Consider the following 26,071-nt stretch of genomic DNA (forward strand, 5'->3'; position numbering starts at 1 on the left):
CCCTAACGCATATCCCGTCAGGGACCGTGGGATCCTGCTCGATGCAGGCCCAGCGCGTGTTCGTCCGCGAAGAAAGAGAAACGAAGACGGCGAAATCCCGCCAATGCAGCTCAACGATCTGGCGATCTGTTGGCCACTGATGTTTCTAAAACGGTTCGATAGAAGCAAGCTTCTGAAGAACCATCCTTAGAAAGGAGGTGATCCAGCCGCAGGTTCCCCTACGGCTACCTTGTTACGACTTCACCCCAGTCGCTGACCCTACCGTGGCCGGCTGCCTCCCTTGCGGGTTAGCGCACCGTCTTCAGGTAAAACCAACTCCCATGGTGTGACGGGCGGTGTGTACAAGGCCCGGGAACGTATTCACCGTGGCGTGCTGATCCACGATTACTAGCGATTCCAACTTCATGGGCTCGAGTTGCAGAGCCCAATCCGAACTGAGACGGCTTTTTGAGATTTGCGAAGGGTCGCCCCTTAGCATCCCATTGTCACCGCCATTGTAGCACGTGTGTAGCCCAGCCCGTAAGGGCCATGAGGACTTGACGTCATCCCCACCTTCCTCGCGGCTTATCACCGGCAGTCTCCTTAGAGTGCTCAACTAAATGGTAGCAACTAAGGACGGGGGTTGCGCTCGTTGCGGGACTTAACCCAACATCTCACGACACGAGCTGACGACAGCCATGCAGCACCTGTGCTCCAGGCTCCGAAGAGAGGGTCACATCTCTGCGACCGGTCCTGGACATGTCAAGGGCTGGTAAGGTTCTGCGCGTTGCGTCGAATTAAACCACATGCTCCACCGCTTGTGCGGGCCCCCGTCAATTCCTTTGAGTTTTAATCTTGCGACCGTACTCCCCAGGCGGAATGCTTAAAGCGTTAGCTGCGCCACTAGTGAGTAAACCCACTAACGGCTGGCATTCATCGTTTACGGCGTGGACTACCAGGGTATCTAATCCTGTTTGCTCCCCACGCTTTCGTGCCTCAGCGTCAGTACCGGGCCAGTGAGCCGCCTTCGCCACTGGTGTTCTTGCGAATATCTACGAATTTCACCTCTACACTCGCAGTTCCACTCACCTCTCCCGGACTCAAGATCTTCAGTATCAAAGGCAGTTCTGGAGTTGAGCTCCAGGATTTCACCCCTGACTTAAAGACCCGCCTACGCACCCTTTACGCCCAGTGATTCCGAGCAACGCTAGCCCCCTTCGTATTACCGCGGCTGCTGGCACGAAGTTAGCCGGGGCTTATTCTTGCGGTACCGTCATTATCTTCCCGCACAAAAGAGCTTTACAACCCTAGGGCCTTCATCACTCACGCGGCATGGCTGGATCAGGGTTGCCCCCATTGTCCAATATTCCCCACTGCTGCCTCCCGTAGGAGTTTGGGCCGTGTCTCAGTCCCAATGTGGCTGATCATCCTCTCAGACCAGCTACTGATCGTCGCCTTGGTGAGCCATTACCTCACCAACTAGCTAATCAGACGCGGGCCGATCTTTCGGCGATAAATCTTTCCCCGTAAGGGCTTATCCGGTATTAGCACAAGTTTCCCTGTGTTGTTCCGAACCAAAAGGTACGTTCCCACGCGTTACTCACCCGTCTGCCGCTGACGTATTGCTACGCCCGCTCGACTTGCATGTGTTAAGCCTGCCGCCAGCGTTCGCTCTGAGCCAGGATCAAACTCTCAAGTTGGACTTGAACTTTGAACCGGCTGATCACAACGTTTGACGAGGTCCCACCATTATCGACCGAAGTCGATGTGCTGCCCGCGATTCACATCGCTGGCAACGATGGTGTTTCCTTTAAAACGTGTACCGCCGAAGTCTTTCGTCCGGTCTCGATCAGAAAAGCCGAAGCTTTTCGGAAGCGAGACCCGCAAGGACTCCGCCGTCCACGTTTCTCTTTCTTCATCTTCACTTGTCAAACAGCCCGAGACCGGAGAGGCCTCAACCTTCCTGAGAGGAAGGGTTCCGACACCCTTACCGACGATGGATGAACTCCAACCGACTGGTGTCGGCTGTTGTGTCACTCAACAAGGTGAGGAGCATCAGTGGCGCGTTCGCTCGCCTTGGTCAGTGACCCGGCGGCGCCGCGCTCAGTGGTTGGGGTTATAGGCCCCACCTTCCGGCCTGTCAACGCCAATCGTCAACAAATCGTCGCACAGTGGAGCAGCGATAAAACATCCACGATTCCAGCCAGTTAGAAGGCCACCGGGCGCGTCGGACGATCCCGCCCGGCAAAAAATCTGAAAAAAGTTTGCCCGCCGGCGGGCTCCGGAAGGCGCCTTGGGGCCCCTCCCCGGACCCCTTCCTCGCCGCCCCCGCAACCCTGGGCAGGCGTGCCCCGTTCCCAGTCTGAGGGCTCCCGGCCAGACGCCCGCTCCCCCGCTGGATGGGGCCCTGTCCCCGCCCGGCCCGAGCTCCGCCAGTGGTCGCACGGAGGGTCTTTACGGCTCGGCGTTCAGGAAACTTTTTCCATATTTGGCGCCGTACTTGAGCCACAATCCCGCGGCGTTCTGATAAGAGACAAGCTTGAATCGCGGGGATGCCTGTGGGGGCTGCCGGCGATTTTCATGGGGTCAGAGGAAGGCGATCTTGCAAATGACGCGACCTTCCTTCGGCATTCGAAAGACATCGAGAGAGCTTTACCCGTCCAGCTGTTCGTAATTCCGGCCGGCCCCATCAAGGGGCGTTCTGGGCGCGGATGGCTGTGCGGCTTGCCTTTTCCGGCGATCCCCGTTCAAGAGGGCAGCCGGGACCAGGTTCGAGAACGGGCATCTTGGGTCGTTGATTGGGGGACTTGGGTTGAACCACAGGACGTCACGCGGCGCTTACGGGCGTGAGACCGGGATCATCGATCTCGGCCACGAGCCGCCGCTGTCCGTCGATGGTTCTGAAGCCGCCGTGATCGACCGCCGCCGCGTCTCGGTGCAATGGTTCAGCGGGACAATTTTGACCGGACTCTGCGGCGCAGCCCTGATCGGCGGCGCCGTTTTCGCTTCTCTCGATGGCGAGATGACCTTCGCCAAGGTGCCGGAGCGGGTCGAAGGCGCGCTGCGCGGAGCATTCGGCGCCGCCGATCGCGCCGCCACGCTGCACAAGAGCGACCGCCTGCCGCCGCCGAGCGAATCCACGGCCTCGCGCAACGTGATGCGCGTCTCGACCGTGGCCCGCGTCGGCAACCGTGACGTGATGCGGGTGCGTCCGTTCGTGCGGATCGCCGGCAATCTGTCGATGACGACGAGCGATCTGTCGGCGAAGATCCCGCCGTTCAACGCCCAGCGCCTGCTGACCGATGTCGGCTCCGACCCGAAGACGGCGTCCGACGATCCCAACAATCCCGAAGCCGTCGAGCCCGACGCGGAAGTGTCCTTCGTCACCAAGGACCTGTCGCCGGTGCTGCCGAAGGCCAAGATTTCCGCGGTGGTGGCACTCGACGACATCCTGATGCGGGTGCGCGATGCCGCCAATTGGCGCGGCAATGGCGGGGTGCGCTACGCCTCGCTCGCCAATGCGGCCGCCGACATCTCCGGCGCGACCGGTCCCTCCGAGATCAGAACCGCCTACGCAGCCGAGGTCTCGGCGTCGGATCCCTATGCCGGCTTCGAGACGCGCGTGGTGCCGGAAAACGTCACGCTGCTGCCCAAGACCAAGGAGCAGATCACCGGCGGCAATCCCAACGGCGAACGCGTCCACATGGTCAAGAAGGGCGACAGCGTCGCTTCGGTGCTGCGCGATCTCGGCGCCAATGCCGACGAGATCAAGGCGATCACCGCGACGCTCGGACCGCGCGGCCGCGACGGCGGCCTGAAGGAAGGCGAGAAGCTTCGCATCCTGATGGCGCCCGCGAGCCCCGGCGCCCGCCTGCAGCCGTATCGCGTCGTGGTTGCAAACGACACGATGGTGGAAGCGATCGCGGCCTTGTCCGACCTCGGCAAGTACGTCGCCGTCGACGTCTCCAGCATGAACACCGTCGCCGATACCGCGGCCAACGCCAGCAGCGACGACGACGATGACGATGACGGCTCCGGCGTGCGGCTCTACCAGAGCATCTACGAAACCGCGATGCGCAACAAGGTCCCGATGCCCGTCATCGAGGACATGATCAAGATCTACTCCTACGACGTCGATTTCCAGCGCAAGGTGCAGCCCGGAGATTCCTTCGACGTGTTCTACGCCGGCGAGGACGAGGGCGTGACGTCGAGCGAAAAGAACGAGGTGCTGTTCGCCTCGCTCACCGTCGGCGGCGAGACCAAGAAATACTACCGCTACCAGAGCCCCGACGACGGCCTGGTCGACTATTACGACGAGACCGGCAAGAGCGCGAAGAAGTTCCTGGTCAGAAAGCCCGTCAACAACGCCATCATGCGCTCCGGCTTCGGCGGCCGTCGCCACCCGATCCTCGGCTACGTCAAGATGCATACCGGCGTCGACTGGTCCACCAGCTACGGCACGCCGATCTTCGCCTCCGGCAACGGCGTGATCGAGAAGGCGGGCCCCGAGGGCGGCTACGGCAAGTACATCCGCATCAAGCATTCCAACGGCTACGAGACCGCCTACGGCCACATGTCGGCCTTCGCCAAGGGCATGGAGGTCGGCAAGAAGGTGCGGCAGGGCCAGGTGATTGGCTTCGTCGGCTCCTCCGGCCTGTCGACCGGCCCGCACGTCCATTACGAGATCCTGGTCAACGGCCGCTTCGTCGATCCGATGCGCGTGAAGCTGCCGCGCGGCCGTTCGCTGGAGGGCCCGATGCTGGCAAGCTTCGAGAAGGAGCGCGACCGGCTCGACGGCATGATGAGCGGCCGCGGCGGCGCTATCGCCCGCATGTCGGACGCGACCGGCGGGCCGCTGCAGGTCACCAACCGGTAAATCGGCAGCCCGCCGGTATCGGCCGGCATTTTCAAACGGAATTTCAAACAAGAAGGCTGCGCAGCCGGGCCGCTTTCGCGGCGTTTCAACGTCAAGTTTCGTTTGCCAAAGCCGCAGGACGGGCGAATACTTTCCAAAAAGCGGGAGGTCACGCCATGAAGAGCAGGCTCGCCTGCGCAGCCTTGGTTGCTGCGCTGTTCTCCACAACGAGCGCATCGGCCGACGGCTGGGAGGTCACGAGGCTGGTGCCGGGCTCGGCGTTCCACGGTGTGCACGGGCTCGGTGTCGACAAGGCCGGCCATTTGTTTGCCGGCAGCGTCGCTGGCGCTGCGCTCTATGAGGTCGACATCGCCGGCGGCAACGCCAAGGTTGCAATCCCAGCACCGGTCGGGATGGCCGACGACATCGCATTCGCACCCGACGGCACCATGGCCTGGACCGGCTTCCTCGCCGGCGATCTCTACGCGCGCAAGGGCGACGGACCGATCAAGAAGCTCGCGTCCGGGCTTCCCGGCATCAACTCGCTCGCCTTCCGCAAGGACGGCAGGCTCTACGCCACCACCGTCTTCCTCGGCGATGCGCTCTACGAGATCGACGTCGAGGGCGTCAAACCGCCACGCCAGATCATGGAGAAGATGGGCGGCCTCAACGGCTTCGAGTTCGGTCCCGATGACAAGCTCTATGGCCCGCTCTGGTTCAAGGGGCAGGTCGCAAGGGTCGACGTCGACAAGGCCGAGCTGACCGTCGTCGCCGACGGCTTCAAGGTCCCGGCCGCCGTGAACTTCGATTCCAAAGGCAACCTCTTTGTGATCGACACCGCGCTCGGCCAGCTGGTCCGGGTCGATCCGAAGTCCGGCGCCAAGACCATGGTCGCGCAGCTGAAGCCCTCGCTCGACAATCTCGCCATCGACGACAAGGACCGCATCTACGTCTCCAACATGGCCGACAACGGCATCCAGGAGGTCGATCCCGCGACCGGCCAGGCCAAGCAGATCATCATCGGCAAGCTCGCTTTGCCCGGCGGCATCGGTGTCACCTCGGAGAACGGCAAGGACACCATCCACGTCGCCGACTTGTTCGCCTATCGCACGGTGGACGGGGCGACCGGCGAGGTCACCGAGAAGGCGCGCATGCACGCTGCCGGCGTCACGCTCGAATATCCGATGAGCGCGACGGCAAAGGGCAACGACGTGGTCCTGTCGAGCTGGTTCACCGGCACCGTGCAGGTGGTCGACGGCAAGACCGGCGCGACGCGCGAGATGCTGCACGACTTCAAGGCGCCGCATGACGCGGTCGTGCTCGCCGACGGCAGCATCCTGGTGGCCGAGCTCGGCACCAAGTCGCTGGTCAAGGTGAGCGGCGAGCACGGCAAGGACCGCACCACGCTGATCGGCGCGCTCGAAGGCCCGGTCGGCCTCGTTCGCGGGAAATCCGACGAGGTCTACCTGACCGAGGCGTTTGCGGGCCTCGTCTCCAGGATCGACAGCAACGGTGAAAAGACCGTGATTGCCAAGGAGCTGAAGATGCCGGAAGGCATCGCAAGAGGTCCCGAAGGCCAGCTCATCGTGGCGGAGGTCGGCGCCAAGCGGCTGATCGAGATCGCACCGGAGAGCGGCAAGATCACCGAGATCGCCGCCAATCTCCCGATCGGCCTGACCGGCGCACCCGGCGGTTTGCCGACACATGTCCCCACCGGCGTTGCCGTCGGCGCGACGGGTACGATCTACTTCAGCTCGGACGTCGAGAATGCGATCTACAAGGTTGTGAAGAAGTAGGAATGGCGCGCACGGGCATGGCCCGGGAACCGGCACGCCGGTTCTCGGTTAGACGCTGACCGAAGCCAGCAGGAGGATCGCCCATGACGCGCCTCTCACGCGACGATGTCGTCAAGGCCGTGGACCGTGCCGACGACGTGACCATTGCCCAGATCATCGGAACCGGCGCGACCGCCGAAGAACTCGCTGAAGCCCAGGCCTGGCTCGCCAATGACGAGCCGATGATCAACGATCTGCGCCCGCTGGCGCAGGGCCGGGTACGCGAGCTGGTGGATATTTTGTCGGAGCTCGAGGAGGACGAGGAGGACGGCGTCGAGCCGCACTCCGCCTCGGCGCCCGGCAACTAGCGAGACAGCAAAACAAGACGCCCCGGAGAGGTGACCCTCCGGGGCGGATTTCATTTCAGATCCTCACCCTCCGGCTGATTCACGAGCTACTCGGACCGAGGTTCGAGGCCATGATGATCAGCATGTCGCGGAATCGACGGTACGGTCAGCATGCCGTCGTCGAGCGCCTGCAACAGCACGTTGAAGACGCTAACCCGCGCGCAGCCGTGCGAACAATTCCGACGGCATCATGCCGAACATGTCGCGAAAGGCCGTGCTGAAATGCGCGGAGCTGGAAAAGCCCGCGCCATGCGCGGCCTCGGTCAGCGATTGGCCTTGTGCGACCGCCCGCGCGGCAGCGCCGATCCGGGACCAGATGCGGTAGCGGCGGAGGGGCACACCCGTGACGTCCTTGAAAAGATGCAGGAAGCGCGAGGACGAAAGCCCGGCCTTGCGGCCCAGTTCAGCAAGCGTGTGCGAACCGCCGGGCTCCTCGCGCATCCGCTCGATGGCGGCGGCAATTCTCGCATCCGGCTGCGGATTTGATCCGATCCCAAGCATATCGCGGGCTGCTTGCCGGGCGTCCTCTGATGCGAGGCGTCGTTCCGCAATGTCGCGGAACAGCGCGACGACCGACCTCTCGTCGATCAGGTCGAACGCGACGTTTGATCCTACCTCCTTCATTCGTGAACGAAGCGCCTCGATATCGCGCCCGAGGGGATCGACATACAGAAAGGCGGTCGGTCCGGCGTCGATGCGGAGATGGTGCAGACTGTTGGGCGTGATCAGCACGCTGCGGGTCTGGCGATAAGACGGCGAGCGCGCCCTTGGATCGTTAGCTACGTCTATCGCCCCGTCGAGCGCGACGGCCAGCACGCCGGTGGCATTGCGGTGGGGAGTCAACCCGAAGGCTGGACCGAGATAGATCACCCGCGCGTCCCAATCGAGCATCCGCGCCTTCTTCGGTCCGCCGCTGGGCGGCGTGCTGATAGCCAGTTCCTGAAAGTCGGGGGGCGAGGTCATGCCTTATCATAGCGCACCAGCACAGCGCTGCCGATGACCCGGGAGATCACATCGATGAATAGAATTCTTGTAGATGACGCCGCACAAATCGCCGCGATACGCGCCGCCGTCACGCGCTACGCGACCGCCTGGCAGGCCGGTGACGGCGCCGCGATCGCCGCCTGCTACCACGATGAATTCATGCTGCATTATGCCGGCCATAACCCGCTCGCCGGCACTCACCACGGCAAGACGGCCGCTCTTGCCACTCTGGCCGAGGTCGCACGCCGCTCCAACCGAAAACTTCTCGGCATCGATGAAGTGATGGCCGGACCGCGGCGCGGCGCCATTCTCGCACGGGAATCATTCAGCCGGGACGGTCGCACGGCTGAACTGGAACGGCTGCTGGTCTATGCCGTGCGCGAAGGCCTGCTGAGCGAATGCTGGGTCTACGACCGCGATCAGGCAGTGGTGGACGCGTTCTTCGCGGATTGAAAAACGCCCTCCGCGAGTTTGGCACGAAGGGCGTGTATTTCATCAGTTCAGCTTCCGCTTCGCCACCGGCGCCTCGAACTGCGCGATCTCCGCGGTCTGCGGCGCCTTGCCGTTGAAGGTCAGAACGTTGCCTTCAGCCGAGATCGCGACGTTGTCGCCGTCTCTGACGTCGCCGGCGAGGATCATCTCGGCGAGCGGATCCTGGAGGTAGCGCTGGATCACCCGCTTCAGCGGCCTTGCGCCGTAGGCGGGATCCCAGCCCTTGGCAGCTAACCAGTCGCGGGCGGCGGCATCGAGGCTGAGCACGATCTTGCGATCGGTCAGGAGCTTCTGGAGACGCGCGAACTGGATCTCGACGATCCGGCCCATCTCGCTGCGCTGCAGACGGTGGAACAGGATGATCTCGTCGACGCGGTTGAGGAATTCGGGGCGGAAGTGCGCCCGCACCATTCCCATCACCTGCTCGCGCACGGCCGCGGTGTCCTCGCCCTCCGGCTGGTTCACCAGATATTCCGAACCGAGGTTGGAGGTCATGATGATCAGCGTGTTGCGGAAGTCGACGGTGCGGCCCTGGCCGTCGGTCAGGCGGCCGTCGTCGAGCACCTGCAACAGGACGTTGAAGACGTCAGGATGCGCCTTCTCGATCTCGTCGAACAGCACGACCTGGTAGGGCCGGCGCCGCACCGCTTCGGTGAGCGCACCGCCCTCGTCATAGCCGACATAGCCGGGAGGCGCGCCGATCAGCCGCGAGACCGAGTGCTTCTCCATGTATTCGGACATGTCGAGGCGGACCATCGCGGTCTCGTCGTTGAACAGGTACTCCGCCAAGGCTTTGGTCAGCTCGGTCTTGCCGACGCCGGTCGGCCCCAAGAACATGAACGAGCCGGTGGGGCGGTTCGGGTCCTGCAGGCCGGCGCGCGAGCGGCGCACGGCGGTTGCGACCGCACGCACGGCTTCGGCCTGGCCGACGACGCGCTTGCCGAGCTGCTCCTCCATCTTCAGGAGCTTCTCCTTCTCGCCTTCCAGCATCTTGTCGACGGGCACGCCGGTCCAGCGCGAGACCACCTGCGCGATATGGTTGGCGGTGACCGCCTCCTCCATCATCTCGCCAGAATTCTCCTTGGCCTCGATGTCCGCGAGCTGCTTCTCGAGCTGCGGGATCCGTCCATAGGCCAGCTCGCCGGCCTTCTGGAATTCGCCGCGGCGCTGCGCGTTGGCGAGCTCGACACGAAGTGCGTCGAGCTCGGCCTTCAGCTTCTGGGCATCGGAGAGCTTGCTCTTCTCCGCGCTCCAGCGCGCCGTCAGCGCCGCCGACTTCTCCTCGAGCTCGGCGAGATCCTTCTCCAGGGTCTGGAGCCGGGACTTGGAGCCGACATCGCTTTCCTTCTTCAGCGCCTCCTGCTCGATCTTGAGCCGGATGATCTCACGATCGAGCGAATCCAGCTCTTCCGGCTTGGAATCGACCTGCATCTTCAGCCGCGCCGCGGCCTCGTCCATGAGGTCGATCGCCTTGTCGGGCAGGAAGCGGTCGGTGATGTAGCGGTTGGACAGCGTCGTCGCCGCCACAAGCGCGGAATCGGTGATCCGCACGCCGTGATGCTGCTCGTACTTGTCCTTCAGCCCGCGCAGGATCGAGATGGTGTCCTCGACCGAGGGCTCGCTGACGAAGATCGGCTGGAAGCGCCGCGCCAGCGCGGCATCCTTCTCGACGTGCTTCTGGTATTCGTCGAGCGTGGTCGCGCCGATGCAGTGCAGCTCGCCGCGGGCGAGCGCGGGCTTGAGCAGGTTGGAGGCATCCATCGCGCCGTCGCCCTTGCCGGCGCCGATCAGCGTGTGCATCTCGTCGATGAACAGGATGAAGGTGCCCTCGCTGCCGGTCACCTCCTGCAGCACGGCCTTCAGCCGCTCCTCGAACTCGCCACGGTATTTCGCGCCTGCGATCAGGGCGCCGAGGTCGAGCGAGAGCAGCTTCTTGTCCTTGAGGCTCTCCGGCACGTCGCCGTTGACGATGCGTAGCGCGAGACCTTCCGCGATAGCAGTCTTGCCGACGCCGGGCTCGCCGATCAGGACGGGATTGTTCTTGGTCCTCCGCGAGAGCACCTGGATGGTGCGGCGGATTTCCTCGTCGCGGCCGATGACCGGATCGAGCTTGCCGTCGCGCGCGGCCTGGGTCAGGTCGCGGGCATATTTCTTCAGGGCGTCATAGGCGTTCTCGGCGGTCGCAGAGTCGGCCGTGCGGCCCTTGCGCAGCGCCTCGATCGCCGCGTTGAGGTTTTGCGGCGTGACGCCGCCCTTGTTGAGGATGGTGCCGGCCTCGCTGGTCTTCTCCAGCGTCAGCCCGAGCAAAAGCCGCTCGACCGTGACGAAGCTGTCGCCGGCCTTCTCGCCGGCCTTTTCGGCGGCATCGAAAGTGCGGGCCAGCTCGGGCGCGAGGTAGATCTGCCCGGCGCCGCCGCCGGAGACCTTCGGCACCTTGTTGAGGGCGTCCTCGGTCGCCTTCAGAATTGCACGGGAATTGCCGCCAGCGCGGTCGATCAGACCGGCGGCGAGCCCCTCATTGTCGTCCAGCAGGACCTTCAGCACGTGCAGGGTGGAAAACTGCTGGTGCCCCTCGCGCATCGCGAGCGACTGCGCGGACTGGATGAAGCCCCTGGAGCGTTCGGTATACTTCTCGATATTCATCTTTTCTGTCCCTCGGCCTGCCCTCGGGGCCCTCTCAGGCACCCCGAACGGCATCTTCATTGGGTTTCCGCCTGATGCGTTGACGTTCCTCAACACAGCAAGCGGTCGCTTATCAGCCGGCGCTGGCGCCGGCCTGACCCAGATGTGGGAAGCGTGCCCTCGGATCGGTAGAGGCAAGTTCACAATTTCGTGCGCTGATCCGCCCGCTTGGCGACGGCCCGCCGAATCCCTTAAGTAGCGGCATGACAGCCAGCCATACCGCCGAGATCACCGGCCTCTACCGCTATCCCGTCAAGGGCCTGACGCCGGAACGCCTGCTGCGCGCCCCTTTGCGGACCGGCCTGACCCTGCCGGCCGACCGCCGCTACGCCATCGAGAACGGCCCGAGCGGGTTCGACCCCGAGGCGCCCGAATGGAAACCGAAAATCCAGTTCCTGATGCTGGCGCGCAATGAGCGGCTGGCCGCGCTCGACAGCCGGTTCGACGACGAAACCAACGTGCTGACCATCCGCAAGGACGGCCAGATCGTCGCCTGCGGCGATCTCGAGAGCGCAGCCGGGCGCGCCGCCATCGAGGCCTATTTCCGCGACAACTTCCAGCCCGAGTTGAAGGGCCCGCCCAAAATTCTGTCCGGCCGCGACCATAGCTTCTCCGACGTCGCCCGCAAGGTCGTCTCCATCATCAATCTCGGCAGCGTCCGCGCCATCGAGACCATGCTCGGCGGCGTCGCCGTGCATCCCCTGCGCTTCCGCGCCAATCTCTACGTCAAGGGCTGGCCGGCCTGGTCGGAGCTCGACCTCGTCGGCCAGACGCTCGCGATCGGACAGGCCCGGCTGAAGGTGATCAAGCGCATCGTTCGCTGCCCGGCCACCAATGTCGACCCTGAAACCGCCAGGCGCGATCTCGAAATACCACCGACGCTCTCGCGCCATCTCGGCCACATGGATTGCGGCATCTATGCCGAGGTGATCGCCGACGGTGACGTCGGCGTGGGTGATGTGGTGGCGGTGGAAGAGCCGAGGCTGATCTAAGCTAACGTAGGGTGGGCAAAGCGAAGCGTGCCCACCGTTGAACGCTGACATACCGCCGGTGGGCACGGCGCTTGCGCGCCTTTGCCCACCCTACGGCACCTGTCTCCACGCACTCCGTCATTGCGAGGAGCGAAGCGACGAAGCAATCCAGAGTATTTCCGCGGAGGGATTCTGGATTGCTTCGCTTCGCTCGCAATGACGACGAAGAGCCTCAATTCGGCATCACATAGGCATAGATCCGGCCGCGCGAGACCGGGGCTTCGCGGACGCGGTTGCCGTTGTTGCCGGAGATCATGATCGGATTGCCCTGCGCGTCGATGCCGGTGATGATGCCGACATGACCGCCGCGGCCGCCGCGCGACATCACGGCGATGGCGCCGACCTGCGGACCGGAGATGCGCGTGCCGTAGCGCGCGAAGGAGCTCGCCATGTCGGAGCCTGAGCCCTTATGGCCGGTATGCTCAAGCACCATGTTCATGAAGCGCGCACACCACAGGCTGCCGCGTCCGGTCGGATTGCCGCCGATGTAGCGGCGCGCCTCGGATACCAGGCCCGATCCGCCACCGAAGCCGCCGCTCATGCCCGCGCCGCCCGCATTCGCGTTCGGATCGTAGCTCGCCTGGGTGTCGGCGAAACCGCTCGCCTGCAATTGCGCCGCGCTGCGCTCGAAGCGCGAGCCTCTCGCATGGTGGCGGTGATGATGATGTCTGGCGTGGTGCACGTACACGTGCCGCTCTGCGCTATGACGATGATGCGGCCGCGCCGAGGCCGGAGAACCGAACGCGGCGACCGCCGCGAAGAGAAGCGCCAGCGCGACAACACAACGCGACAGGCGATACGCAAACAACTCAACCATTCTTCATCCCTAGCTGACACCCCCACTTCCCGCCGGCCCGTGCAATGGCCGACATCCGTTTGGCCGTTAAGCCGCCCGATGTGGCGAGAAAAAGACGCGACGTCGGCGAATAGCTGCGATGATTTTGTGTTTGTGCTCGGCTGCGGCTGCCGCATTGCCGACAACAGCGTTAACTGCGATCCTGAAGCACGGCTTGAAACAGAGGGAAACGGTTAATGCCCCACGCCACGACCAGGGACGGCGTCCGCATTTATTTCGAGGAGGCGGGCCAGGGAACGCCGATCCTTTTTCTGCATGAGTTCGCGGCCGACTACACCAATTGGGAGCCGCAGATGCGCTACTTCTCGCGTGGCCATCGCTGCATCACCTATTCGGCGCGCGGCTACACGCCCTCGGACGTGCCTGACGGCGAGGTCTACACCTACACGCATTTCTACACCGATGCGCTCGCCGTGCTCGATCATCTCGGCATCGAGCGCGCCCATCTCGTCGGCCTGTCGATGGGCGCCTATTCCTCGCTGCAGATCGGGTTGAACGCACCGAAGCGCGCGCTGTCGATGACGCTGGCCGGCGTCGGCTCCGGCTCGGAGCTCGATAACCTCGAGGCCTGGCGCAAGCAGTGCCGCGCCAATGCCGAGCAGTTCGAGACGCTGGGCTCCGCCGAGGTCGCGAAAGTCACGCGCGAGGCGCCGAGCCGGATTCCGTTCCTGGTGAAGGACCCGCGCGGGCATGCCGATTTCTACGCCGCGCTGGCGCGGCACGATGCCAGGGGATCGGCGCGTACCATGCGCGGATTTCAGGGCGGCCGTCCCTCGATCTACACGATGACGGAGGCGATCGCGAAGGCGGCGACGCCGGCGCTGATCATCTGCGGCGACGAGGACGATCCGTGCATCGGGCCGAGCCTGTTCCTGAAGAAGCATCTGCCCGCGGCGGGGCTCGCGATGTTTCCGAAGTCGGGCCACGTGCTCAATCTGGAGGAGCCCGCGCTGTTCAACGAGAGCGTGGAGCGGTTCGTGACGCTGGTGGAAGCGGGGCGATGGCCGGTGCGGGATCCGCGGTCGCTGGCGGCGCATTAAGGCAGATGCGCTGCCCCGTACTCCGTCATTGCGAGCGCAGCGAAGCAATCCAGAATCCCTCCGCGGAGACAGCCTGGATTGCTTCGTCGCAAGAGCTCCTCGCAATGACGACGGGGACTATTTCCCCCCGCCCCGGCTCAGCAAGAACACCGCCTGCTCGCCGAACATGTTCCACACCCACCAGGGCAGGTTCAGCGGCACCGGGCGGCCGTAGAGATCGAGCGCGACCGAGCGCTCCATCTTGACGTTGATCTCGTCGCAGAGCTGCACGAAATCCTTGATGGTGCAGAAATGGATGTTGGCGGTGTCGTACCAGGTCGCCGGCAGATTCTCCGTGCGCGGCATGTGGCCGCCGATCAGGAGCTGGAGCCGCATCTTCCAGAACCCGAAATTCGGGAACGAGACGATGGCGCGGCGGCCGATGCGCAGCAGATTCTCCAGCACGACCTTCGGCTGCCGCGTCGCCTGCAGCGTCTGCGACAGGATCACGTAGTCGAAGGCATCGTCGGGATAATTGACGAGATCGGTATCGGCATCACCCTGCACCACCGCGAGCCCCTTGGCGACGCAGCGGTTGACGCCCTCGCGGGACAGCTCGATGCCGCGGCCGTCGATGCCGCGGGTCTCCAGCAGCTGAAGCAGATCGCCGTCGCCGCAGCCGACGTCGAGCACCTTCGAGCCCGGCTTGACCATCTCGGCGACCAGCAGATGATCGGCGCGAAACTGGCCGGACGGCGCGGCCGCAACGCCGTTCAGCGGCAGCACTTCCTGGACGGACATCGCTAGCGGTCCTCGAGGCTGAGCCCGCGGGCCTTGCCTGCCGATTGCAGGAAGGCGCGGGAGATGTCGAAGAATTCGGGCACGTCGAGCAGGAAGGCGTCATGGCCGCGATCGGTCTCGATCTCGGCGAACGACACCCGCGCGCTTGAGGCGTTCAGCGCGTGCACCAGCGCGCGCGATTCCGAGGTCGGGAACAGCCAGTCGCTGGTGAAGGAGACCACGCAGAAGCGGGTCTTGATGTCGGCGAAGGCCTTGGCCAGCACGCCGCCATGATCGGCGGCGATGTCGAAATAGTCCATCGCCCGCGTCAGATAGAGATAGGAATTGGCGTCGAAGCGCTCGACGAAGGACGAACCCTGGTAACGCAGATAGGATTCCACCTGGAAGTCGGCGTCGAACGAGAAGGTCGGCAGCTCGCGATCCTGCATGCGCCGGCCGAACTTGCGATGCAGCGCCGCGTCCGAGAGATAGGTGATGTGCGCCGCCATCCGCGCCACCGCGAGCCCGCGATGCGGATGGATGCCGCGATCGGCATAGCCGCCACCGTGCCAGTCGGGGTCGGCCATCACGGCCTGGCGGCCGAGCTCGTGGAAGGCGATGTTCTGCGCCGAGTGCCGCGTCGCGCAGGCAATCGCCAGCGCAGAAAACACACGCTCAGGATAGGCCGCGGTCCATTGCAGCACCTGCATGCCGCCCATCGAGCCGCCGACGACCGCAAACAGCGTGTCGATGCCAAGCCGGTCGATCAGCATCGCCTGCGCGCGCACCATGTCGGGGATGGTGATGACGGGGAAATCCAGGCCCCAGACCTTGCCGGTGGCGGGATTGATCGACGCCGGCCCGGTCGAGCCCATGCAGCCGCCGATCACGTTGGAGCAGATGATGAAGTAGTGCTTGGGATCGATGGGGCGGCCGGGGCCGACCAGCGTCTCCCACCAGCCCGGCTTGCCGGTGACGGGATGCACGTTGGCGACATGCTGGTCGCCGGTCAGCGCATGGCAGATCAGCACGGCATTGGAGCGATCGGCGTTGAGCTCGCCATAGGTCTGGTAGGCGATCTGGAACGGGGTGAGATCGACGCCGCAATCGAGCCGCAGCGGCTGCTCGGTGCCGAAATGCGCAATCAGCGAGCTTGGATGGTCCACCTCATGCGACCGCTCGTCGGCGCTGATCGCAGGACTCGGTATCGACTTGACGCTACCCATCTCGGACATGACCTCGTTTGCGACTGGCTGCTCGAGCGCGCCGCTGACATCAGGCCATGAAAAACCCGGCCTGAACGATAGGTTCGGCCGGGATCGGAAGCGTCCCCGGCCTGTTTAGCGAGTTTTTTAACGTGGCTGCAAGCCGGCCGGCTCAAATGACCACGGAACGGGCAAAAGCTACCGTCTTGGGCGGTTTTCGTCAAGTCGCGGCCCGGATCGGCCCAATTCGCCTCAGTCGCGTCGCCCGCAAAGCACGTCATTTCTCTTTGCTTTCGCCGCCACGACTGCCTAATCAGGACATCCCCCATCGGAACGATCGACGACCAGACATGTCCCAACGCCCGCCCGCGCCACCATCGCTGCAGGAACTGCGCAAGGAGATCGACGCGATCGACGAGGGCATGCATCGCCTCCTCATGCAGCGCGGCGACATCATCGACCGGCTGATCCAGGTGAAGCAGACCCAGGAGGTCGGCTCGGCGTTCCGCCCCGCGCGCGAGGCTTCCATGATGCGCGAGATCGTGCAGCGTCATCGCGGCATCCTGCCGCTCGACACGGTCGAGAGCATCTGGCGCGTCATCATCTCGACCTTCACCTATGTGCAGGCGCCGTTCTCCGTGCATGCCGACATCTCGGTGAGCGAACCGGCGATGCGCGATTCCGTGCGCTTCCATTTCGGCTTCACGGTGCCTTACGTCGCGCATTTCAGCGCGCAGGCCGCGGTCGAGGCGGTGGCGAAATCCAAGGGCGACCTGGCGCTGGTCTCGGCGACCTCGAGCCGCACGCCGTGGTGGCTGGAGCTGGAAGCCGACGGCGCGCCCAAGATCATCGCACGGATGCCCTTCGTCGAGCGTGCCGACCATCCGGCCTCGCTGCCGGTGTTCGCGATCTCGCGCGTCGCCGACAGCGCCCTGGTGACAGAGGTCGAGACCTTCAGCGTGCGCGTCTCCGGATGGAACGCCGAGGTCGCCCGCGCGCTGTCGCCGCTCGCCGAGATCGTTGCGGTGCCCGATACCGCCTTCGACGGCGCGGCGCTGCTGGTCTCGGTCACCAGCGCGACCAGCATCGACAAAATCAGGGCTGCCCTGATCGAGGCGGGGGCCTCGGTTCGCTCTGTGGCCCTCGTCGGCAGCCACGCAACGCGCTATACGGTGCCCCCGACCGGGCCGAAATCGTAAATCGCGAGCCGCCCAGCCTATCCGGAGTCCAAGATGTCCCGCCCCGTGCCGAATCCCGGCATTCTCGATATTGCGCCCTACACGCCCGGCAAGAGCCCGGTGCCGGAGCCGGGCCGCAAGGTGTTCAAGCTCTCCGCCAACGAGACGCCGTTCGGGCCCTCGCCCAAGGCGATCGAGGCGTTCAAGCGCGTGGCGGACCATCTGGAAGACTATCCGGAAGGCACCTCGCGTGTGCTGCGCGAGGCGATCGGCCGCTCGTTCGGGCTCGACCCCAACCGCATCATCTGCGGCGCCGGCTCGGACGAGATCCTCAATCTGCTCGCGCACACCTATCTCAGCCAAGGCGACGAGGCGATCTCCACCACGCACGGCTTCCTGGTCTACCCGATCGCGACCATGGCGGTCGGCGCCAGGAACGTCATCGCCAAGGAGACCAACCTCACCGCCGACGTCGACGCCATCCTGAAGGCGGTGACGCCGAAGACGAAGCTGGTCTGGCTCGCCAACCCCAACAACCCGACCGGCACCTATCTGCCGTTCGACGAGGTCAAGCGGCTGCGTGCCGGCCTGCCCTCGCACGTGCTGCTGGTGCTGGATGCCGCCTATTGCGATTACGTCTCGCGCAACGACTATGAGATGGGGATCGAGCTCGTCGCCACCACCGAGAACACGGTGGTGACGCACACCTTCTCCAAGATCCATGGCCTGGCTGCACTGCGCATCGGCTGGATGTTCGGGCCCGAGCACATCATCGACGCGGTCAACCGCATCCGCGGTCCCTTCAACGTGTCGACGCCGGCGATGTATGCCGCGGTCGCCGCGATCGAGGACACCGCGCATCAGGCGATGTCAAAGCAGTTCACCGAGACCTGGCGCAACTGGCTCACCGAGGAGATCGGCAAGCTCGGGCTGAAGGTGACGCCGAGCGTCGCCAATTTCGTGCTGATCCATTTCCCGACGGACAAGGGCAAGACCGCTGACGACGCCGACGCCTTCCTGACCAAGCGTGGACTCGTGCTGCGCGGCCTGAAGAACTACGGCCTGCCGCATGCGCTGCGCATGACGATCGGCACCGAGGAGGCCAACCGCCTCGTGGTCGACGGCTTGCGCGACTTCATGGGCGGCAAATGAGTGCGCAGGCGCACTTCCAGCGCGTTGCGCTGATCGGCTTCGGCCTGATCGGCGGCTCGATCGCGCGCGCTGCGAAGCTCCAGGGGCTGGCCGGTGAAATCGTCACCACCGCACGCTCCGAAAAGACGCGCGCACGCGTCGCCGAGCTCGGCATCGTGGATCAGGTCGTGGCGACCAATGCTGAGGCCGTGAAGGACGCCGATCTCGTCATCCTCTGCATTCCCGTCGGCGCCTGCGGACCCGTGGCGCAGGAGATCGCTGCCCATCTCAAGCTGGGGGCGATCGTCTCCGACGTTGGCTCGGTCAAGGGCGCGGTGGTCAGGGACATGGCCCCGCATCTGCCGAGCGGCATTCATTTCGTCCCGGCGCATCCGGTGGCGGGCACCGAGCATTCCGGGCCGGACTCTGGTTTCGCCGAGCTCTTCATCAACCGCTGGTGCATCCTGACCCCGCCCGAAGGCGTCGATGCCGCGGCGACCGACCGCCTGCGCGCGTTCTGGGCGGCGATGGGCGCCAAGGTCGAGGTGATGACGCCGGATCATCATGACCTCGTGCTCGCCATCACCAGCCATCTGCCGCATCTCATCGCCTACACCATCGTCGGCACCGCCGACGAGCTGGCGCAGGTGACGGAATCCGAGGTGATCAAATTCTCCGCCGGCGGCTTTCGCGATTTCACCCGTATCGCGGCCTCCGACCCGACGATGTGGCGCGACGTCTTCCTCGCCAACAAGGAGGCCGTGCTGGAGATGCTCGGCACCTTCACCGAGGATCTGGCAAAGCTCACCCGCGCGATCCGTCGCGGCGATGGGGAGGCGCTGTTCGACCACTTCACCCGCACCCGCGCCATCCGCCGCGGCATCGTCGAGATCGGCCAGGATTCAGCCGCGCCCGATTTCGGCCGGCCGCATGCGGCGCTGAAGAAGCCGTAGCGTCACCCCGTCATTCCGGGGCGCCCCGAAGGGGCGAGCCCGGAGGGCCGCAGCGCACGCTGTGAAATGGATTCCGGGTTCGATGCTACGCATCGCCCCGGAATGACGAGAGAGTCTTCAATACAGCGGCGGGATCTGGCCGACCTTGACCGGGCCGAGCAGCACGGCGCCATCGACGAATTTCAGCGGGAAGCTCCGCGCCTTCTTGCCTTCGAGCGTGCTCTCGGTGCCGATCGAATTGATGCCGGCGGCGACGCCGGCATTGGCGTTCTGCTTGATGACCTTGCCGAGGCCGGGCACGGCGCGGTCGAGTGCGCCGAACAGATTGTTGAGGTCCTGCGACTTCACGCCGGGCGCGAGGCGGTCGAGCGTTGCCTGCGGCACGCCCTCCTCCAGCATCTTCTCGATGCCGAGCGCCGGGATCACGCGCTCGAGGCCGGTCACCGTCATCTGCAATTCGCCGTCGAGCCGGCCATTGGGCGACAGGCCGAGCGTGCCGGCCGCGACCGCGATCATCTCGCCCTGCTGGATGCGCGACTGCACGATCTCGATATGACCGCCGGCGGCCTGGATCTCGCGGAAGCGCTGCGGCCAGGGCTTTGGCGTGAGGTCGGAGAGGCCGGTGATCTTGGCGCGAGTGTCCGCCTCGAACGGCTCGGCGAGCAGCGGATGCACGCCCTGGATGCTGCCCTGCGCGACATGGAGCACGGTCTCGATTACAGGATGATCCGATGGTGATCCGTCGGCGAGACGGCCATGCAGTTCGACTTGCTTGGCGCGCGCAAGCGGCACCTGCACGCTGCCATCGAGACGGTTGAGGCTGGGCTCGTCGAACACGATGGAAGCGCGATCCGGCACCGCCGGCAGGCCCGCCACGCTGGCGCGGCCCTTGCTCCAGTTCACAGTGAAAGTGTTTTGCGTGACGCCGTCGATCAGCGTCGCGGGCGCGGAGAATTCGGCGATGATGCGCTTGGGGTCGTAGACCTGGGCCACGACCAGGATGTTGTCGAGCTTGGCCGTGAACGGCGTCTTGCTCGCATTCTGCGAGACCAGGGCGACGCTGGCGCCGGAGCACTGGACCTCGAAGCGGAACGGGAAGCCGGCGATCGAGCGTTTGGCACAATCGTAGATGCGGCCGGCCTTGGCCTCCTGCGCCCGCCAGGCGTCGGCGGCGATTTCGGCCTGCGACGCCGCATAGAACCAGAAGCAGCTCCAGGCGACGGCAAGGACCAGGACGAGAACGGGGGCGATGAAGAGGCCCCAGCGGGAGCGGCGGCCTGTGGCAACGGTCATATTGGACATGCGGCGACCCTTTGACGCCAGATTCAGGCAAATGTAAGCGGTGCCGGCCTGCGACGAAAGGCGCAGAAATCGCTTCGCTTGGGCGCAGGGTTCTGGTAGCCGTGCCCGAAATGTCGGAAATCACCCTCCCCTCCGTCACCACAGCCACGGGCGACCTCTGGGTGTTCGGCTACGGCTCGCTGATGTGGCGGCCGGGCTTCGACTTCGAGGAGCGCGTCCCGGCGCGGCTGGTCGGCGAGCACCGCGCGCTCTGCGTCTATTCCTTCGTGCATCGCGGCACGCCGGAGAAGCCGGGCCTGGTGCTCGGGCTCGACCGCGGCGGCGCCTGCCGCGGCATCGCCTTCCGCGTCGCCGAGAAGAACCGTGCCGAGGTGGTCGCATATTTGCGCGCACGCGAGCAGGTCACCTCGGTCTATCGCGAGGTGATGCGCTCGGTGTGGCTGGAGAACGATGCGCGCCAGCGCGTCTCCGCACTCGCCTACGTCGTCGACCGCGGCCATGTGCAATATGCCGGCCGCCTCTCGCTCGCCGAGCAGCACCGCCACGTCGTCCAGGGCCACGGGCAGTCCGGCGCCAACCGCGATTACGTCACCGCAACGGTGAAGGCGATCGAGGCCGAAGGCTTTCGCGACACCCAGCTGCATCAGCTTGCATTGATGCTGCATGGTGATGCGCACTCGCTGCACGCGACGGATCGGCACGAAGATCGCGAAAGCCGCTAGCCGGTCGGCGCGTAGCTCGGCGCCGAGCCGATCAACCGCTCCTGCTCTTTCCGCCCTGCTTCGACGAGGCGACCGGTCGCGTCCTCGACCGCCGCTTGCACGCGCGCGAGAAACTCGTCCTTCGACAGACCCGGCGGCAACGGCTCGAGAAACTCCACCACCAGCGTGCCGGGATAGCGCATGAAAGTGCGTCGCGGCCAGAACAGGCCGGAATTGAGCGCGACCGGCAGGCACGGCACGCCGCAGGAGGAATAGATCTGTGCAAAGCCGGTCTTGTAGTCGGGCGGCGCGCCCGGCGCGCGGCGCGTGCCTTCCGGAAAGATCACGAGCTGCTTTCCGCTGCGCACCCCCTCGCGCGCGCGGCGCGTCATGTCCAGAAGCGCCTTCACGCCGGCATTGCGGTCGATCCCGATCATCCCGGTCTTGACCAGGAACTGGCCGAACACCGGGATCTGCATCAGCTGGCGCTTGAGGATGAAGATCGGCCGGTTGAAGAAACCCGGCAGCACGAAGGTCTCCCAGAACGACTGATGCTTGGCCACGATCAGCAGCGGTCCTGTCGGGATCTTCTCCACCCCGCGGAATTCCACCTTGATGTTGCAGACCACGCGCATCAGGACCAGCGTCGCCTTGGCCCACCATTCCGCCACCGTGAGCATTGCGCGCGGCGGCAATGCAAAGGTCGGCAGCGCAACGATCGCGAGAAGGACCAGCACGGCATAGAACAGTACGTTGAACACGAGCGAGCGCAGGAAAATCAGAAACATCGATGGTCCGATCAATTGGCCTGTGCGGTGGCGGGCCGCTTCGGTTGCTGACCTGCAGGCTGCTCCGACATCTCGGGCCAAAGGTCAATCCCGAAATCCTCCAGCCGCACCCTGAGCTCGGCCGCAACGTACTTGACGTATTCGGACAAGAGCAGCCGCAGCGTCGAGCCCGAGGTCCACCACGGCTCCTCGCGCCATTTTTCGCCGACCACCGCGAACGGGATCAGCGTCGTCCGTGGCATCGCATGCGAGAATTCCACCAGCGCGCGCGGCATGTGATAGTTCGAGGTGACCACGATCAGAGATGTAAATCGGCGCCCCTCGGCCCAGCGCCGCGCCTCCGCCGCGTTGCCGCGGGTTGACAGCGCGGTGCGGTCGAGATCGACGCAGCAGGTCATGAAGGACTGGTTCTCCGGCAAGGTCCGGGAGATGTCGCTCGCCGTCGAGGTCGGATGCACGCCGGAGATCAGAAGCCGCCTGCCGTAGCCGGCAGCCAGCAGCTCCATCGCATCCGATACCCGCGAGGAGCCGCCGGTCAGCACCACGATGCCGTCCGCCTTGCGGTCCGGCACCGTCTCGGCGCCGCGCAATTGCGACAGGAATGCAACGAACCCCGCCGCCGCGCCGACGAAGGCGAGCGCGATCGTCGACACGATTGTCGCGCGCAGCCAGCCGCGCGGCAGTTTCGGCGATCGATCGTCGGTCGGCGAGGTCATGCGATGTCGGTGATCCCTTCCCGATGTGATTTTATGACGTTTTGAGGCGAAGTGGAGTCCGGTTATCAAGCCTAGTCGACGTCATTCAACGTCGCGAACAGCGTCTGGCGCGAGGCGACCGCGGTGATGCCGCCGATCAGCACGGCCTGCACCGCGAGCACGATGTAGCCGGACGGGCGCAGCGAGAAGGTGCCGAGCAGCGCGGCGAACTGGTCGCCGACGGGCGTCCCGGAAAACCAGCCTGCGATGGACTCGGAGAAGCCGAACATCAGCATGGCGGCACCGCCGCCGATCACGCCGCCCTCCAGGCCCAGCCGGAGGAAATGACGCAGGAAGTGGTTGGCGATGTAGCGGTCGCCGGCGCCGACGAAATGCAGGACCTCGACGATCGGACGGTTGGCCGCCATGGCGCCGCGCGTCGCGAACGACACCGAGATGATGGTTGCGACGATGACGAGCGCGAGGATGCCGAGGCCGGCCAGCACCGTGGCGTTCGTCATCAGGCGCATGCGCTCGATCCAGGCGCGGTGATCGTCGACACTGGCGCCCGGCGCGACCTGCGCGACGCGCGCGCGCAAGGCGCCGAGATCGAGCGGCGTGCCCGGCTGCACGCGCGCGATGATCACGCGCGGTACCGGCAGATCGTCCATCGACAGGCCGGTGCCGAGCCAGGGCTCGAGCAGCTTGCCGCTCTCCTCCCTGGTGAACGGCTTGACCTCGACGATGCCGGCCTGCGCGCGCATCGCCTCCGCCACGGCTGCGGTGTCGCGCTCGAGGTCACGGCCGGCCTGCGGACGAATCTGGATCGTGATTTCGCTCGCGACATCCGACTGCCATTCGGCGGCGGAGGCACTCACCAGCAGCACCGTGCCGGTGGCTATCGAGGCGAGGAACGTCATGATGGCGACCACCGCAACCAGCGCTCTGCCGTGGATCGAGGCGCGCGGCACGATCGGCGACATGTTGCGCGCCTTGGCCGGAAGCTGCGGACGCTCCTGTCCGAGATCGACCAGCACGCCGCGCTCGTCCAGCCTACTCATAGACGTGCAGCCGTCCCTGGTGCAGCACCAGCCGCCGTGCTTCGTACTGGTCCATCAGCCCAATGTCGTGGGTGGCGATGATGACGGCGGTGCCTGATTTGTTGAGCTCGATGAAGAGTCGCAGCAGGCGGCGACCGAGCGTCGGATCGACGCTGCCGGTCGGCTCGTCCGCGAGCAGCAGCTGCGGCCGCGAAATCACGGCGCGCGCGATCGCCGCGCGCTGCTTCTCGCCGCCCGACAGGATCGGCGGCAGCGCGTCCATGCGATCGCCGAGGCCGACCCAGCGCAACAGGTCGATCACCTCCTTGCGGTAGCTCGACTCGCTGCGGCCCATGACGCGGAACGGCAGCGCGACGTTCTCATAAGTCGTCATGTGATCGAGCAGGCGGAAATCCTGGAGCACGATGCCGATGCGCTTGCGCAAATCCGCGATCTCGTCCTTGCCGAGCTGCGAGATGTCATGACCGAACAGATTGACGAGGCCCCGCGTCGGTCGATGCGACAGGAACAACAGGCGCAGCAGCGACGTCTTGCCGGCGCCGGACGGTCCGGTGAGAAACTGGAAGGAATGCGCGGGAATCTGGAAGCTGAGGTCGCGCAGGATCTCCGGCCCCAGACCGTAACGCAATCCGACATTTTCGAACCGAACCAAGCTCAGCTCCGTTCGAGAGGGGGCGCGGGTCGCATTGCGGCGCTCCGCCATACGCGATCAACGGGTTTTGCCGCCGTTATGGTTTCCGGTTCGTTAACGGTCGCCCTGTAGCATAAGGGGCGCCCGGTTCTCCGCGACCATGGCATCGTCAAGACCTTCGTTCATGCATCAAGGCTCGTCCATGCATATCGTCTGCCCCCATTGTATGACATCCTACGCCATCAAGCTCGCGAGCCTTGGGGCGAACGGGCGGGCGGTCCGCTGCTCCCGCTGCAAGGAGACCTGGATCGCCCATGCCGAGGACGCCATCGAGGAGGCATCCGTTCCGGCCATGGCCGCGGCCAGCCGGGCTGACGACCAGTCCGACCTCGCCGAACAATGGAACTCCTATGCCAAGGACGACGGCGCCACTGATGCACCCGTCGTCGATAGCCCCTCGATCGCCAGCGACTGGCCGGACGAGCACGCCCGCGAAACCGAGGACGAATGGTCAGCAGCGGCCCGGCAGGCCGAAGAGGAGGTCGCCGGCGCGCAGCACCAGTCCTGGTTCCGCGGCCTGTTCCCCCGCCGCGGCGCGCGGGTGAGCCGTCCGGTCGCCCCCGCGGCTCCGCGCAAATCCTATCTTGGCCTGCCCACCGCCTGTGCCGCGATGGGCGCGCTGGTGCTGGCACTGGTGATCTGGCGGGGCGACGTGGTGCGGCTGCTGCCCCAGACGGCGGCGTTCTACCAGATGGTCGGGCTCGAGGTGAACCTGCGGGGCCTCGCCTTCAAGGACGTCAAGCTCTCCAGCGAGACCGTGGACGGTAAGCAGGTGCTGGTGATCGAGGGCGTGATCGTCGGCGAGGGCAAGAAGCCGCTCGACATTCCGCGATTGCGCTTTGCCGTGCGCGACGCCCAAGGCGCGGAGATCTATGCCTGGAACGCGGTGCTGGAGCAGACCGTGCTGCGGCCCGGCGAGCGCGCCTTCTTCCGCTCACGCCTGGCCTCGCCGCCGCCGGAGGGCCGCAACATCGACGTTCGTTTCTTCAACCGGCGCGACATTGCCGGCGGCAGCGTATAATCGCCCCCGCAAGGGCGTTTGTCCCAAGGTTGGTCTCATGCCGAAAATCCTGATCGCCGACGACGAGGATTCGATGCGCACGCTGGTGGCGCGCGCCATCGCCATGGACGGCCATGAGACCGTCACCGCTCAGGACGGCGCCGAGGCACTGGAGATCCTGACCCGCGAGGATGGCGCCTTCGACCTGTTGCTCACCGACATCCAGATGCCGGTGATGGACGGCATCGCGCTGGCGCTCTCCGCCGCGCGCGATTTCCCTGACCTGACCATTTTGCTGATGACCGGCTTTGCCGACCAGCGCGAGCGCGCCTCGAACCTGAACGCGCTGGTGCATGACGTCGTGACCAAACCGTTCTCGGTCGCGGATATCCGCACGGCGGTTGCCGATGCGCTGGCCGCGAAGAAAGGTTAGCGTCCGAACGACAGCCGCCTTCGCCGTTGAAGGACTGGCGCGCAAGGCATCTACTTCGTCATTGCGAGGAGCC

At 65.1% G+C, this 26,071-nt stretch carries 22 protein-coding genes, 1 tRNA gene, 1 rRNA gene and 1 riboswitch (1 of these 25 cut by a window edge); of the genes, 12 read left to right on the forward strand and 12 right to left on the reverse strand.

The genetic code is table 11. The features are described 5' to 3' along the window. Both N2602_RS36430 and N2602_RS36435 read right to left on the reverse strand, forming a co-directional pair. Positions 1-2, reverse strand: a tRNA-Ile gene (locus tag N2602_RS36430) (it extends 75 nt beyond the left edge of the window). A gap of 188 nt (positions 3-190) precedes the next feature. Next, positions 191-1,679, reverse strand: a 16S ribosomal RNA gene (locus tag N2602_RS36435). 1,112 nt (positions 1,680-2,791) lie between these two features. On the opposite strand from N2602_RS36435, the gene N2602_RS36440 reads away from it, so the two are divergent. The 3 genes from N2602_RS36440 (at position 2,792) to N2602_RS36450 (ending at position 6,977) form a co-directional block, all read left to right on the forward strand. After that, a complete protein-coding gene (locus N2602_RS36440; RefSeq protein WP_260381112.1) occupies positions 2,792-4,855 on the forward strand; it encodes a M23 family metallopeptidase in 2,064 nt (687 codons plus the stop codon). Positions 4,856-5,010: 155 nt separating this feature from the next. After that, positions 5,011-6,630, forward strand: coding sequence for an SMP-30/gluconolactonase/LRE family protein (locus N2602_RS36445; RefSeq protein WP_260381113.1), 1,620 nt, complete (start codon positions 5,011-5,013; stop codon positions 6,628-6,630). Positions 6,631-6,713: 83 nt separating this feature from the next. After that, the gene (locus N2602_RS36450) at positions 6,714-6,977 is read left to right on the forward strand and encodes a hypothetical protein (protein WP_260381114.1); all 264 of its coding nucleotides are present in this window, start codon (positions 6,714-6,716) and stop codon (positions 6,975-6,977) included. A gap of 189 nt (positions 6,978-7,166) precedes the next feature. Here the strand turns inward: N2602_RS36450 and N2602_RS36455 are convergent, their stop codons facing one another. Further along, positions 7,167-7,979 carry an AraC family transcriptional regulator gene (locus tag N2602_RS36455; protein WP_260381115.1) on the reverse strand — a complete coding sequence of 271 codons (813 nt, stop codon included), beginning with the start codon at positions 7,977-7,979 and terminating at the stop codon, positions 7,167-7,169. Between the two features lie 33 nt (positions 7,980-8,012). Between N2602_RS36455 and N2602_RS36460 the strand changes: the two genes are divergently transcribed. After that, positions 8,013-8,453 (forward strand): nuclear transport factor 2 family protein, encoded by a 441-nt coding sequence (locus tag N2602_RS36460; RefSeq protein WP_260381116.1) that lies wholly within the window; start codon positions 8,013-8,015, stop codon positions 8,451-8,453. Between the two features lie 42 nt (positions 8,454-8,495). Here N2602_RS36460 and clpB read toward each other — a convergent pair whose 3' ends face one another. Beyond that, complete coding sequence (gene clpB / locus N2602_RS36465) at positions 8,496-11,135, reverse strand: ATP-dependent chaperone ClpB (protein WP_260381117.1); 2,640 nt, start codon at positions 11,133-11,135, stop codon at positions 8,496-8,498. Between the two features lie 242 nt (positions 11,136-11,377). Between clpB and N2602_RS36470 the strand changes: the two genes are divergently transcribed. Then, positions 11,378-12,166 carry an MOSC domain-containing protein gene (locus tag N2602_RS36470; protein ID WP_260381118.1) on the forward strand — a complete coding sequence of 263 codons (789 nt, stop codon included), beginning with the start codon at positions 11,378-11,380 and terminating at the stop codon, positions 12,164-12,166. A gap of 211 nt (positions 12,167-12,377) precedes the next feature. Here the strand turns inward: N2602_RS36470 and N2602_RS36475 are convergent, their stop codons facing one another. Then, a complete protein-coding gene (locus N2602_RS36475) occupies positions 12,378-13,022 on the reverse strand; it encodes a TIGR02594 family protein (protein ID WP_260381119.1) in 645 nt (214 codons plus the stop codon). A 215-nt stretch (positions 13,023-13,237) separates the two neighbouring features. Here N2602_RS36475 and N2602_RS36480 point away from each other — a divergent pair, with 215 nt between their 5' ends. After that, positions 13,238-14,101: an alpha/beta fold hydrolase gene (locus tag N2602_RS36480; RefSeq protein WP_260381120.1), complete on the forward strand. Its 864-nt coding sequence runs from the start codon at positions 13,238-13,240 to the stop codon at positions 14,099-14,101. Positions 14,102-14,218: 117 nt separating this feature from the next. On the opposite strand, the gene metW is transcribed toward N2602_RS36480, so the two are convergent. Together metW and N2602_RS36490 are read right to left on the reverse strand one after the other, a co-directional pair. Beyond that, positions 14,219-14,881: a methionine biosynthesis protein MetW gene (metW, locus tag N2602_RS36485; protein WP_197950253.1), complete on the reverse strand. Its 663-nt coding sequence runs from the start codon at positions 14,879-14,881 to the stop codon at positions 14,219-14,221. A 2-nt stretch (positions 14,882-14,883) separates the two neighbouring features. After that, on the reverse strand, positions 14,884-16,086 hold the full coding sequence (locus tag N2602_RS36490) for a homoserine O-acetyltransferase (protein ID WP_260383801.1): 1,203 nt from the start codon (positions 16,084-16,086) through the stop codon (positions 14,884-14,886). Positions 16,087-16,179: 93 nt separating this feature from the next. Next, positions 16,180-16,259, reverse strand: a riboswitch (SAM riboswitch). Positions 16,260-16,415: 156 nt separating this feature from the next. On the opposite strand from N2602_RS36490, the gene N2602_RS36495 reads away from it, so the two are divergent. The 3 genes from N2602_RS36495 to N2602_RS36505 are packed head-to-tail and all read left to right on the forward strand — an operon-like array spanning position 16,416 to position 19,327. Further along, the gene (locus N2602_RS36495) at positions 16,416-17,264 is read left to right on the forward strand and encodes a chorismate mutase (RefSeq protein ID WP_172789425.1); all 849 of its coding nucleotides are present in this window, start codon (positions 16,416-16,418) and stop codon (positions 17,262-17,264) included. 33 nt (positions 17,265-17,297) lie between these two features. Next, positions 17,298-18,395, forward strand: coding sequence for a histidinol-phosphate transaminase (gene hisC / locus N2602_RS36500; RefSeq protein WP_260381121.1), 1,098 nt, complete (start codon positions 17,298-17,300; stop codon positions 18,393-18,395). Further along, positions 18,392-19,327 carry a prephenate/arogenate dehydrogenase family protein gene (locus N2602_RS36505; RefSeq protein ID WP_260381122.1) on the forward strand — a complete coding sequence of 312 codons (936 nt, stop codon included), beginning with the start codon at positions 18,392-18,394 and terminating at the stop codon, positions 19,325-19,327. Before hisC ends, N2602_RS36505 begins: the two co-directional genes overlap by 4 nt. A gap of 117 nt (positions 19,328-19,444) precedes the next feature. On the opposite strand, the gene N2602_RS36510 is transcribed toward N2602_RS36505, so the two are convergent. Next, positions 19,445-20,629 carry a DUF2125 domain-containing protein gene (locus tag N2602_RS36510; protein WP_260381123.1) on the reverse strand — a complete coding sequence of 395 codons (1,185 nt, stop codon included), beginning with the start codon at positions 20,627-20,629 and terminating at the stop codon, positions 19,445-19,447. A 110-nt stretch (positions 20,630-20,739) separates the two neighbouring features. Between N2602_RS36510 and N2602_RS36515 the strand changes: the two genes are divergently transcribed. Continuing rightward, positions 20,740-21,351, forward strand: coding sequence for a gamma-glutamylcyclotransferase (locus N2602_RS36515; RefSeq protein ID WP_172789429.1), 612 nt, complete (start codon positions 20,740-20,742; stop codon positions 21,349-21,351). Here the strand turns inward: N2602_RS36515 and N2602_RS36520 are convergent. From N2602_RS36520 to ftsE, 4 genes are all read right to left on the reverse strand, one after another. Continuing rightward, complete coding sequence (locus N2602_RS36520; protein WP_260381124.1) at positions 21,348-22,118, reverse strand: 1-acyl-sn-glycerol-3-phosphate acyltransferase; 771 nt, start codon at positions 22,116-22,118, stop codon at positions 21,348-21,350. The two genes, N2602_RS36515 and N2602_RS36520, sit on opposite strands and share 4 nt — an antisense overlap. Positions 22,119-22,129: 11 nt before the next feature. After that, a complete protein-coding gene (locus tag N2602_RS36525) occupies positions 22,130-22,834 on the reverse strand; it encodes a YdcF family protein (protein WP_172789431.1) in 705 nt (234 codons plus the stop codon). 71 nt (positions 22,835-22,905) lie between these two features. Beyond that, positions 22,906-23,874: an ABC transporter permease gene (locus N2602_RS36530; RefSeq protein WP_172789432.1), complete on the reverse strand. Its 969-nt coding sequence runs from the start codon at positions 23,872-23,874 to the stop codon at positions 22,906-22,908. Further along, complete coding sequence (gene ftsE, locus N2602_RS36535) at positions 23,867-24,526, reverse strand: cell division ATP-binding protein FtsE (protein WP_018646542.1); 660 nt, start codon at positions 24,524-24,526, stop codon at positions 23,867-23,869. Before ftsE ends, N2602_RS36530 begins: the two co-directional genes overlap by 8 nt. Before the next feature lie 181 nt (positions 24,527-24,707). Between ftsE and N2602_RS36540 the strand changes: the two genes are divergently transcribed. Together N2602_RS36540 and N2602_RS36545 are read left to right on the forward strand one after the other, a co-directional pair. Beyond that, complete coding sequence (locus tag N2602_RS36540; protein WP_260381125.1) at positions 24,708-25,586, forward strand: MJ0042-type zinc finger domain-containing protein; 879 nt, start codon at positions 24,708-24,710, stop codon at positions 25,584-25,586. Positions 25,587-25,623: 37 nt separating this feature from the next. Continuing rightward, positions 25,624-25,998, forward strand: a complete 375-nt coding sequence (locus tag N2602_RS36545; RefSeq protein ID WP_025033579.1) for a response regulator — start codon at positions 25,624-25,626, stop codon at positions 25,996-25,998. The last annotated feature ends 73 nt before the right edge of the window (positions 25,999-26,071 follow it).

Source organism: Bradyrhizobium sp. NC92 (assembly GCF_025200865.1).
Taxonomy (GTDB): Bacteria; Pseudomonadota; Alphaproteobacteria; order Rhizobiales; family Xanthobacteraceae; genus Bradyrhizobium.